Genomic DNA, 11,873 nt, shown 5'->3' with positions numbered 1-11,873 from the left:
AGCTTAAGGAAATTTTGGAAATTGGTCAAAGTTTGGATCCCGTTTTTGATTGAACGCATCGCGACCTTCTTTTCCTTCATCAGTCGTGTAGAAAAGCATCGTAGCATCTCCACCAAGCTGCTGAAGACCAGCTAGGCCATCCGTATCAGCATTCATTGCTGCTTTGATAAAGCGCAATGCAGTTGGTGATTTTTTTAGAATTTCATTACACCAATCAAGGGTAACTGATTCAACCTGATCCAATGGTACAACCTTGTTAATCCAGTTCATTTGGTAAGCTTCCTCAGCTGAGTAAAAGTGGTTTAAAAACCAAACTTCTTTAGCTCGTTTATGACCAATTACTCGAGCTAAGTAACCAGAACCATAACCAGCATCAAAGCTCCCAACTTTTGGACCAGTTTGGCCAAATTTTGCATTGTCAGCAGCAATTGTCAAGTCGCAAACTAATTGCAAAATATTACCACCGCCAACGGACCATCCTTTAACCATTGCAATTACTGGTTTAGGAATAATTCGAATGAGATGCTGAAGATCCAAAACATTTAAGCGAGCAATATGATCTGGACCAACATATCCACCGTTTCCACGAACTCCCTGGTCACCGCCAGAAGAGAATGCCTTATCACCCGCTCCAGTTAGAATAATCACGCCAATTGTGCTATCATCACGACAGATCGTAAAAGCATCAATCATTTCTTGAATTGTTACTGGCGTAAAGGCATTCATTTTCTTGGGACGATTCATGGTAATCTTTGCAATCTTTCCAGCTCGTTCAAAAATAATTTCCGAATAATCTTTAACATTTTTCCAATCTACACTTGTCATTTTAAGCTTCCTTCCAATATGAGGTGAATATTATGAATCTATTACAATACTTAGGAATTAAAATTCAAACGGTAACTGCTAATCAAGTAATCATTAGTATCAACGTCACTGATCAAATAAAACAGCCCTTTGGCATTGTTCATGGCGGAATCAACGCCATTCTAGCCGAAACGGCTGCTTCTCTAGGGGCCAATGCTTGGCTAACTAACAATGATCGTCACCAAGTAGCAACAGGGGTCGATATTAATACTTACCACCTACGTGCCGTTAAAACAGGGGTCCTCAAAGCCGTCGCTACTCCGTTGAAATTGGGTCGAAGAATCCAGACTTGGCAAGTTCAAACCTTTAATGATGATCAAATTACTAGCAATAGCACCGTTTCCTTGCTAAATACCACTCTAGATAGCTAGTTATTCCTACCGCTAATTTTATTTTATAAATGCTTTGCCAAAAAGTTCTTAATAATTTCAAATACTTGTGGTTGTAGGAATTGAGCATCCATATGACCAGCACCGTTAAGAATATACATATCAGCAGGCACTTGATTTTCGATTAACTTATCATAGAGTTGCTCACTATCTTTTAGCGGAACCACCATATCCTTAGTTCCGTGGAGAATTAAGAATGGTACAGTTTGTTGATCAATATACGATAGTGGATTAGCTGCCCGATCGAGTTCTGGCGCGTCTTCAGGTTCTGCACCTAATAAGTTGCGATAAACAAAATCAAAGTCATCAGTAGCGCTCCCCTCCTTAGCTGTCAGGGGATCAACTACTCCATAGAATGGAACAACAACCTGAACATCACTTGAAACATCAAGATGATCACCCTTATCGAATTCTCGGTGACCGTTAGTAACACCAAGCATACTAACCATATGACCACCGGCAGATTCGCCCATTGCAACAAAGCGATCTGGGTCAGCTTGATAACGATCTGCATTAGCCCGAACGTAGCGAATAGCAGCTTTGGCATCTTCTAATTGTCCTGGGAACTGAACCTTATTACTATCACGGTATTCAACCCCCACTAAAATATAACCATCGTGGGCAAAATCAACCAGGTTAGGTAAGTGAACATTATTATCAGTATCCATCCAGCCACCACCAGCGAACCAGAAAATTACCGGATAACGTTTATCACTATCATTCTGAAAATGACGAATAACTGTTAATTTAAGATCCCGGGTAGTATTACCCAGCCAGCCTGGTACTTGAGCGTAAGTAACATTCGTATCCATCCATAAACCATCACGAACTGTCTTAACATCAATTGTTTTCTTCATTTCAGTCATAACTCCTTTGATGCAAAATCTCTCAGCCGTTTTGATTGTAACAAATAATTTACTATTGATAAACTAAGGTGTTTTTTAGTAAAAGTTAAAAATAAAAAGAGTAGGTTCATAATAGTAAATATCTACTAAAACTATGATTCCTTGTTCACAAGTACAGCACCTAGTATATTTTCTCTACTTAATATAGTAAAATAGTTGATTGTTAATCTTTAGAAGGAGTGTGGACATCCTTGAAAGTAAAAATTTCCCTTAATTGGTGGGGAGTAATTATTTTAGCGATCTTGATTTATGCACTATGGCGTTAAAAGATTATAGTAATATTTTTAATTTATACTGTTTAGTGGAGTAACCAGAATTGATAATTGTTTCCTTTTTACTACACGTATTTAAAAGCAGATTTTAAAAAATAACCAATTTTATTTAAACGTAACAAAAAAGCCTATAGACTTAAGGTTAACTTAATCTATAGACTTTAAATATTAATAATGCTGACTAGAGGATTCGAACCTCCGACCTCATCATTACTAATGACGTGCTCTGCCAACTGAGCTAAGTCAGCATCAAGCGTGGCAACGTCCTATCCTCGCAGGGAGCGATCCCCCAACTACTTTTGGCGTGTTGAAGCTTAACTTCTGTGTTCGGCATGGGAACAGGTGTATCCTTCAAGCCATCATCACCACACTTACCCTTTGCGGGTTCGAGCTTGCGCTCTCAAAACTAAACAATATCGCTCTTCTTCCAAACCTTACCGCTTAACTTGGTTAAGTCCTCGACCGATTAGTAATGGTCCGCTCCATGCCTCACGGCACTTCCACTTCCATCCTATCTACCACATCATCTTTGTGGGGTCTTACTTCCCGAAGGAATGGGAAATCTCATCTCGAGGCGAGTTTCACACTTAGATGCTTTCAGCGTTTATCTCGTCCATACATAGCTACCCAGCGGTGCTCCTGGCGGAACAACTGGTACACCAGCGGTATGTCCATCCCGGTCCTCTCGTACTAAGGACAGGTCCTCTCAAATTTCCTCCGCCCGCGACGGATAGGGACCGAACTGTCTCACGACGTTCTGAACCCAGCTCGCGTACCGCTTTAATGGGCGAACAGCCCAACCCTTGGGACCGACTACAGCCCCAGGATGCGATGAGCCGACATCGAGGTGCCAAACCTCCCCGTCGATGTGGACTCTTGGGGGAGATAAGCCTGTTATCCCCAGGGTAGCTTTTATCCGTTGAGCGATGGCCCTTCCATGCGGAACCACCGGATCACTAAGCCCGACTTTCGTCCCTGCTCGACCTGTCTGTCTCGCAGTCAAGCTCGCTTGTGCCTTTACACTCTGCGAATGATTTCCAACCATTCTGAGCGAACCTTTGGGCGCCTCCGTTACCTTTTGGGAGGCGACCGCCCCAGTCAAACTGCCCACCTGACACTGTCTCCCAGCACGTTCAGTGCTGCGGGTTAGAGTGGTCATAATGCAAGGGTAGTATCCCACCAACGCCTCCGTCGAAACTAGCGTTCCGACTTCTATGGCTCCTACCTATCCTGTACAAGCAGTACAAACACTCAATATCAAGCTACAGTAAAGCTCCATGGGGTCTTTCCGTCCTGTCGCGGGTACCCTGCATCTTCACAGGGATTTCAATTTCACCGAGTCTCTCGTTGAGACAGCGCCCAGATCGTTACGCCTTTCGTGCGGGTCGGAACTTACCCGACAAGGAATTTCGCTACCTTAGGACCGTTATAGTTACGGCCGCCGTTTACTGGGGCTTCAATTCAGAGCTTCGCCGAAGCTAACCCTTCCTTTTAACCTTCCAGCACCGGGCAGGCGTCAGCCCCTATACTTCATCTTACGATTTTGCAGAAACCTGTGTTTTTGATAAACAGTCGCCTGGGCCTATTCACTGCGGCTGGTCTTGCGACCAGCACCCCTTCTCCCGAAGTTACGGGGTCATTTTGCCGAGTTCCTTAACGAGAGTTCACTCGCTCACCTTAGGATCCTCTCCTCGACTACCTGTGTCGGTTTGCGGTACGGGCAGTTAACGTGCTCCTTAGAAGCTTTTCTCGGCAGTGTGACATCGGCAACTTCGCTACTGTAATTTCGCTCCCCATCACAGCTTGTCAACCCGGATGTAAGCATTTGACTCACATCCTGACTTACTGCTTGGCCCCACTCTTCCAATCGTGAGGTTTGCTTAGCCTCCTGCGTCCCTCCATCGTCAAACGCAGTTAACTGGTACAGGAATCTCAACCTGTTATCCATCGCCTACGCCTCTCGGCCTCGGCTTAGGTCCCGACTTACCCTGGGAGGACGAGCCTTCCCCAGGAAACCTTAGTCATTCGGTGGACAGGATTCTCACCTGTCTTTCGCTACTCATACCGGCATTCTCACTTCTAAGCGCTCCACCAGTCCTCACGGTCTAGCTTCACCGCCCTTAGAACGCTCTCCTATCACGTGCACGTAGTGCACATCCACAGTTTCGGTAATATGCTTAGCCCCGGTACATTTTCGGCGCAGAATCACTCGACTAGTGAGCTATTACGCACTCTTTAAATGGTGGCTGCTTCTGAGCCAACATCCTAGTTGTCTATGCAACTCCACATCCTTTTCCACTTAGCATATATTTAGGGACCTTAACTGGTGATCTGGGCTGTTCCCCTTTACACGGTGGATCTTATCACTCATCGTGTGACTCCTGGGCATAAATCAATGGCATTCGGAGTTTATCTGAAGTTGGTAACCCATGACGGGCCCCTTGTTCAAACAGTAGCTCTACCTCCACGATTCTAATTCCCAAGGCTCCCCCTAAAGAGATTTCGGAGAGAACCAGCTATCTCCAAGTTCGTTTGGAATTTCACCGCTACCCACACCTCATCCCAGCCATTTTCAACTGACACGGGTTCGGTCCTCCAGTGCGCTTTACCGCACCTTCAACCTGGACATGGGTAGGTCACCTGGTTTCGGGTCTACAACTACATACTTCATACGCCCATTTCAGACTCGCTTTCGCTGCGGCTCCGGTTTTTCCACCTTAACCTTGCATGCAATCGTAACTCGCCGGTTCATTCTGCAAGAGGCACGCCGTCACCCATTAATGGGCTCCGACAGCTTGTAGGCACATGGTTTCAGGAACTATTTCACTCCCCTTCCGGGGTGCTTTTCACCTTTCCCTCACGGTACTGGTTCACTATCGGTCACTAGGGAGTATTTAGCCTTGCGAGATGGTCCTCGCTGCTTCCGACGGGGTTTCACGTGTCCCGCCGTACTCAGGATCCTGAACTGAGAGAGTGCCGTTTCGTCTACTGGGCTTTCACCATCTCTGGCACAGCTTCCCAACTGTTTCGACTACGTCGCTCTTTGGTAACTCAAATGTTCAGTCCTACAACCCCAACGAGCAAGCTCGTTGGTTTGGGCTCTTCCCCGTTCGCTCGCCGCTACTGAGGGAATCGATTTTTCTTTCTCTTCCTGCAGCTACTGAGATGTTTCAGTTCACTGCGTCTACCGCTTGCTAGCTATAGATTCACTAGTCAAGCAACCAACGACTAAGTTGGTTGGGTTTCCCCATTCGGAAATCTCCGGATCAAAGCGTACTTACCGCTCCCCGAAGCATATCGGTGTTAGTCCCGTCCTTCATCGGCTCCTAGTACCAAGGCATTCACCATGCGCCCTTCATAACTTAACCTTGATAATCACTTCGTGATTATCCGATTAATTGAGTTAGCGATTATTTCTAAAAAACTCAAAATAACGCGGTGTTCTCGGTTTGTTTTATTAATTAATAAAGAAAATTGATATTATTTAGTTTTCAAAGTACAAGCTCGCTAACCTCGCGGTTAGCAATGGAGAATAACGGAATCGAACCGATGACCTCCTGCTTGCAAAGCAGGTGCTCTCCCAGCTGAGCTAATTCCCCATATATGGGCCTAAATGGACTTGAACCATCGACCTCACGCTTATCAGGCGTGCGCTCTAAACCAGCTGAGCTATAGGCCCAAATAAGCGTCATAATCTTGTTTTGAGAGTAAACCTCTCAAAACTAAACAAAGTTTCTTCGATGTGTAGGTTTCCGTTTTATTCCTTAGAAAGGAGGTGATCCAGCCGCAGGTTCTCCTACGGCTACCTTGTTACGACTTCACCCCAGTCATCTGCCCTGCCTTAGGCGGTTCCCTCCAAATGGTTAGGCCACCGACTTTGGGCATTGCAAACTTCCATGGTGTGACGGGCGGTGTGTACAAGGCCCGGGAACGTATTCACCGCGGCATGCTGATCCGCGATTACTAGCGATTCCGACTTCGTGTAGGCGAGTTGCAGCCTACAGTCCGAACTGAGAACGGCTTTAAGAGATTAGCTTACTCTCGCGAGTTCGCAACTCGTTGTACCGTCCATTGTAGCACGTGTGTAGCCCAGGTCATAAGGGGCATGATGATCTGACGTCGTCCCCACCTTCCTCCGGTTTGTCACCGGCAGTCTCACTAGAGTGCCCAACTGAATGCTGGCAACTAGTAACAAGGGTTGCGCTCGTTGCGGGACTTAACCCAACATCTCACGACACGAGCTGACGACGACCATGCACCACCTGTCATTGCGTCCCCGAAGGGAACGCCTAATCTCTTAGGTTAGCGCAAGATGTCAAGACCTGGTAAGGTTCTTCGCGTAGCTTCGAATTAAACCACATGCTCCACCGCTTGTGCGGGCCCCCGTCAATTCCTTTGAGTTTCAACCTTGCGGTCGTACTCCCCAGGCGGAGTGCTTAATGCGTTAGCTCCGGCACTGAAGGGCGGAAACCCTCCAACACCTAGCACTCATCGTTTACGGCATGGACTACCAGGGTATCTAATCCTGTTCGCTACCCATGCTTTCGAGCCTCAGCGTCAGTTGCAGACCAGACAGCCGCCTTCGCCACTGGTGTTCTTCCATATATCTACGCATTCCACCGCTACACATGGAGTTCCACTGTCCTCTTCTGCACTCAAGTCGCCCGGTTTCCGATGCCCTTCTTCGGTTAAGCCGAAGGCTTTCACATCAGACCTAAGCAACCGCCTGCGCTCGCTTTACGCCCAATAAATCCGGATAACGCTTGCCACCTACGTATTACCGCGGCTGCTGGCACGTAGTTAGCCGTGACTTTCTGGTTGGATACCGTCACTGCGTGAACAGTTACTCTCACGCACGTTCTTCTCCAACAACAGAGCTTTACGAGCCGAAACCCTTCTTCACTCACGCGGTGTTGCTCCATCAGGCTTGCGCCCATTGTGGAAGATTCCCTACTGCTGCCTCCCGTAGGAGTATGGACCGTGTCTCAGTTCCATTGTGGCCGATCAGTCTCTCAACTCGGCTATGCATCATTGCCTTGGTAAGCCGTTACCTTACCAACTAGCTAATGCACCGCGGGCCCATCCTGAAGTGATAGCCGAAACCATCTTTGAAACGAAAACCATGTGGTTTTCGTTGTTATGCGGTATTAGCACCTGTTTCCAGATGTTATCCCCCACTTCAGGGTAGGTTGCCCACGTGTTACTCACCCGTCCGCCGCTCACTGGTAATCCAACGTCAATTCAGTGCAAGCACGTCATATCAGTTGGGCCAGTGCGCTCGACTTGCATGTATTAGGCACACCGCCGGCGTTCATCCTGAGCCAGGATCAAACTCTCATATAAAATATAAGAACTTGAATAGCTCTAATTCAAATTAATTAAGCGAATTGACTTCGCAAATGTTTTGCTTCAAATCGTAATGATTGAAGACCCTACACATTTGATTCGTCGAAACTTTGTTCAGTTTTCAAAGGTCTACCTTAGTCAGCGATAAGCGCTGACTAACAACTCAATTATATCAGATGTCATTCAAGCCGTCAATGATTAATTTAGATAATTTTCAAATTAATTCATCAATCAGTCTCAACAGACAACTTTTATAATATATCATCTTGTTAAGAGCGAGTCAACATGTTTATTGAAATAAAAGTAATTAATCAGATAAACAAATAACTTTTTGTATCTCTCAACAGGAACTATACTATACCTTCTTTTGATTTCTTCGTCAACATCAAATATGAAGAGTCATTCATTTGTATTCGACTAATTCGAACATTAAATTCAAATTGGCAAATATAGTTAATAAGTTTCAAAATAAAATAAAAGAGTGCCCGCCATTTTTTGGCAAAAGCACTCATAAGCTGAACAATTTATTTTTTAAATTATTTTACCCGAACCAAGAAGTAACGTTTCTTTCCGCGACGAACGATCACGAACTTGCCATCAAAATGACTGCTTGGATCGATTTCTGCATCAACATCAGTTACCTTTTCACCATTAATATGGATAGCACCGTTTTCAACATCTTGTCGTGCCTGACGACGTGATGGTTCAATTTTGGTATCATCAACCAACCATAAAATAATGTTTTTCTTTTCATTAGCTACTTCTACTGAAGGAACATCCTTGAAGGCTTGTTCAATTTCCTCAGTAGTTAAATCAGCAACATCCCCCGAGAACAACGCCTTAGTAATTCGTTGGGCTTCGGCTAATCCTTCTTCGCCATGAACAAACTTGGTAACTTCTTCAGCTAAGCGACGTTGGGCTTCCCGCTTCCATGGTTCCTTTTGAACTTTTTCGGCTAACTCATCAATTTCATCTTTAGATAAGAAGGTAAAGTATTTGAGGTATTTAACAACGTCACGATCATCTTGGTTAATCCAGAATTGGTAGAATTCGTATGGCGAAGTCTTCTTCGGATCAAGCCAAATAGCACCGCCAGCAGTCTTTCCAAATTTCGTCCCGTCAGCTTTTAGCATCAATGGAATGGTCAATCCGTATACCTTTGCGTCGGGGCCTTCTACCTTATGAATCAGGTCAATTCCGGCAGTAATGTTCCCCCATTGATCTGACCCACCAATTTCAAGTTGCACACTGTTATTTTGGTAAAGGTGCAAGAAGTCTACCGCTTGAAGAATTTGGTAGGTAAACTCAGTAAAGGAAATCCCTGAATCAAGTCGACTAGCAACAACTTCCTTATTTAACATTGTATTAACGTTAAAGAGCTTCCCAAAGTCACGTAAGAAGTCAATCATGGTGAAGTTCTTTAACCAAGTGTAGTTATCAACAATCGTAAAGTTCTCGGTGCCGAAAAGCTTCTTCATTTGTTCGGTAAGAGCCTTCTTGTTGTGCTCTAACTGTGATTCAGTTTGAAGGGTCCGTTCCGTCTTCCGTCCAGATGGATCACCAATTGCACCAGTTCCACCACCAATGATAATAACTGGGTGATGCCCCGCTAACTGGAATCGTTTAAGAATCATGAAGGGAATTAAGTGACCGATATGAAGACTATCACCTGTTGGATCAGTTCCACAGTATAGGCCAATGTTCTTATTTTCGGTTAATTCCTTTAATGCTTCTTTATCAGTGGTTTGGTTAATGGCACCGCGCCATTCAAGTTCATCAATAATGTTCATCGTATTGCCTCCTATAACATCTTTCAGATCAAAAAAATCCCCCAACTTCATATTGAAGTCAGGGACGATTTACCGCGTTACCACCTTGAATTGCAACTACCAATCCGGTAATTACCTCTCTAGTCGATAACGAGACGATCCGTTCTTAGTTGAAAAGCTCCGTAAGTGTAATTCGTCAGCCAACCTCGTTAGACTTTCAGCAACCGTCTAATCTCTAATCTACCGGTTGGTAAACTACTAAATTACATCAACGCCTTTATTGTTGCCGTCATTGTACCTAGAGAATTAGTACTTTGTCAAGATCAAAAGGAAGCCACCAGAACTATTTCTTTCGTGACTTCCCTTTAGCTAAGAATTATTTATTTTCTTGCTTCTTTTTATCCTGCTTTTGTTTAGCTTTCTTTGCTTTTTTCTTTGGTGTATAAACTTCATGAACGTAAGCCTCACCAGTTAATTCAGCAACTGGCTTAAACGTGTCCGCAAAGTCTTCATCCAAGTTAGCGGTCTTCTTCGCTTCTTCGTAGTATAGAGCACCACTGGCAAATATCACTGGCAAATATGCTGCAAAGCCAAGAATCATTAGCAGCAACCCAATGTATACCAATACGTAAGTTGCGGTGTAAATACCCCAGTATGCTAAGGCACCGAAAATAGCTTCCCAAACAACCATTGGAACAAAGATTACAACAAGCATAATCAATAGGTAGTTCCACTTGCGGCCACCCATAAACCGTCGACTAGCAGTTAGGGCGTGACGCATTGATTGACCAAGGAATTGTGGCTGACGGTCACGGTAAAGGAAGTTAGCTTGGGAATATTCAATCCCCTTCCATGCCATTACAATATCGTTTAATACCCGGCAAACAATTACTAATGCTTGGTTTTTAGCAACTAACCCACCAATAATATCTAACGGCAAGCTCCACAGGAATACGAATAATCCAGTGTAAAGAATGATCCGCCATAATTGATTCTTCCGCAAATGCTTATAGTGCATCCATACTGATCCAGCACTAACAACTTGTTCAGGGTGGCGAACCTTATCTTGATAAGTAAATTGTGCAGCTGTGGTAAAGAATGAATAGAAGAATGACAATGCTACTAAAACAATAATTGCAAGAAGCAACTCAAGCAAAGCCAATCCAATTGCTGCAGGTGATGCCATCCCGTACATAATCATCATCATGGCCATCCCCATTGAACTCAATATTCCTTGGGCAAAATAACCAATAATAAACGATAATGCGAGGAAAATAATCATCACTCCGCCAAGCGGCCACATTGAAGCTTGGTAATGCGGCTTAACTAGTTCCTTCAAGTCATGAACGAACTGTTTTAAGGATAAATGATAACGTTTCTTCATTTAATACTCTCTCCAATTATTTCAGAATATATTTTTCATCATAACACAAAACAAATAAAGCTCAATTTTCATGGTGCTTTTTTCATAAAAAATTCAAAAAGTGCTAGCCACCACAGTCAGCAAGCCGATTAATGATGGTCAGCACTTTAATTATTCTCTATTAAACTATTTGTCAAAATTAACTAAATTACTAGAGAAATTATACTCGCAAATTAATCTTGCTCAGTCGCTTCAGAATAAGGAAAACGATAATTCCCTCCAAAGGCCAAGTAATGACTTCTTTAGGCAACCGGATAAGCAGAAGTGCCCAGAAGGTTTTCCCCGTACTTCCGGTATTTAAGCTCATAATATAAATCCAAAGCGTTGTAAAGATGACATTGGTTACTAGGATTTGGAAGAACTCGTAAATTAGCGCCCGTTGCCAAGTGATTTTTTGGTTGTACAGGAACATTCCCGCTAACACACCAGAAATAAAGGCTGAAAAGGTAAAGCCTGGGAAAAAGGCAGTCCCAGAGTTAAGAATAGTGTTACTGATAATATCGTTAACCACCATTGCCCAACCACCAATCCACGGTCCTAAATAGTAACCTATCAAGGCAGTTGCAATAAAGCCAAAGCCAAATTTAAGAATGGTTGGATCACCAATTGAGATTTTTTCTAAAACAACCTCAAGGGCAATCAGCATTCCAGCAAGAGTTAGCCGCTTAGTAGTAAACCGCGGCCCAGCAAAAGATAAAATTGATGACATCTCAATCCACTCCCTACTTAAAAATTTATTCTGTTAGGGAACACATTGACCGGTGTCTCTGTGGTGAATGCGAAATTATCAAGCAGCTAATGCTTCCTTCCAGCGTTCACATTCCGTTCCGCTGGACAATAACTCGGTAATTCCTACCCCAACACCCAATAATATATCTCAACCACGGATAATATTCAATGATTTT

6 protein-coding genes, 3 tRNA genes, 3 rRNA genes, 1 riboswitch and 1 other annotated feature are annotated in these 11,873 nt (G+C 44.1%); of the genes, 1 reads left to right on the top strand and 11 read right to left on the bottom strand.

Translation table 11 applies throughout. The features are described from left to right. Positions 1–3 precede the first annotated feature (3 nt). Positions 4–825, bottom strand: a complete 822-nt coding sequence (gene menB, locus N4627_RS00705) for a 1,4-dihydroxy-2-naphthoyl-CoA synthase (RefSeq protein WP_003717942.1) — start codon at positions 823–825, stop codon at positions 4–6. 32 nt (positions 826–857) lie between these two features. On the opposite strand from menB, the gene N4627_RS00700 reads away from it, so the two are divergent. Beyond that, complete coding sequence (locus N4627_RS00700; RefSeq protein WP_260964813.1) at positions 858–1,235, top strand: PaaI family thioesterase; 378 nt, start codon at positions 858–860, stop codon at positions 1,233–1,235. Positions 1,236–1,258: 23 nt separating this feature from the next. Here N4627_RS00700 and N4627_RS00695 read toward each other — a convergent pair whose 3' ends face one another. The 10 genes from N4627_RS00695 to N4627_RS00650 form a co-directional block, all read right to left on the bottom strand. Further along, the gene (locus N4627_RS00695; RefSeq protein WP_040531928.1) at positions 1,259–2,110 is read right to left on the bottom strand and encodes an alpha/beta hydrolase; all 852 of its coding nucleotides are present in this window, start codon (positions 2,108–2,110) and stop codon (positions 1,259–1,261) included. 495 nt (positions 2,111–2,605) lie between these two features. Continuing rightward, a tRNA-Thr gene (locus tag N4627_RS00690) sits at positions 2,606–2,678 on the bottom strand. Positions 2,679–2,683: 5 nt separating this feature from the next. Then, a 5S ribosomal RNA gene (gene rrf / locus N4627_RS00685) occupies positions 2,684–2,800 on the bottom strand. A 76-nt stretch (positions 2,801–2,876) separates the two neighbouring features. Continuing rightward, positions 2,877–5,798: ribosomal RNA gene (locus N4627_RS00680) — 23S ribosomal RNA — on the bottom strand. Between the two features lie 158 nt (positions 5,799–5,956). Next, positions 5,957–6,029 (bottom strand) — tRNA-Ala (locus N4627_RS00675). A gap of 5 nt (positions 6,030–6,034) precedes the next feature. Further along, positions 6,035–6,109, bottom strand: a tRNA-Ile gene (locus tag N4627_RS00670). Positions 6,110–6,198: 89 nt separating this feature from the next. Further along, a 16S ribosomal RNA gene (locus tag N4627_RS00665) occupies positions 6,199–7,773 on the bottom strand. The 16S, 23S and 5S rRNA genes sit together here with 3 tRNA genes alongside, the layout of an rRNA operon. A 539-nt stretch (positions 7,774–8,312) precedes the next feature. Next, positions 8,313–9,566 carry a tyrosine--tRNA ligase gene (gene tyrS, locus N4627_RS00660; RefSeq protein WP_003716179.1) on the bottom strand — a complete coding sequence of 418 codons (1,254 nt, stop codon included), beginning with the start codon at positions 9,564–9,566 and terminating at the stop codon, positions 8,313–8,315. Positions 9,567–9,623: 57 nt separating this feature from the next. Next, positions 9,624–9,826: a binding site (T-box leader), on the bottom strand. A 95-nt stretch (positions 9,827–9,921) separates the two neighbouring features. Next, positions 9,922–10,929 (bottom strand): hypothetical protein, encoded by a 1,008-nt coding sequence (locus tag N4627_RS00655; protein WP_003716180.1) that lies wholly within the window; start codon positions 10,927–10,929, stop codon positions 9,922–9,924. A gap of 199 nt (positions 10,930–11,128) precedes the next feature. Further along, on the bottom strand, positions 11,129–11,677 hold the full coding sequence (locus N4627_RS00650) for a folate family ECF transporter S component (protein ID WP_003716181.1): 549 nt from the start codon (positions 11,675–11,677) through the stop codon (positions 11,129–11,131). Between the two features lie 59 nt (positions 11,678–11,736). Then, positions 11,737–11,830: riboswitch (THF riboswitch) on the bottom strand. Positions 11,831–11,873: the final 43 nt, after the last annotated feature.

The sequence above is a fragment of the Limosilactobacillus vaginalis genome (assembly GCF_025311515.1).
In the GTDB taxonomy this organism is placed as follows: Bacteria; Bacillota; Bacilli; order Lactobacillales; family Lactobacillaceae; genus Limosilactobacillus; species Limosilactobacillus vaginalis.
This window is presented reverse-complemented; position numbering and strand designations above follow the sequence as displayed.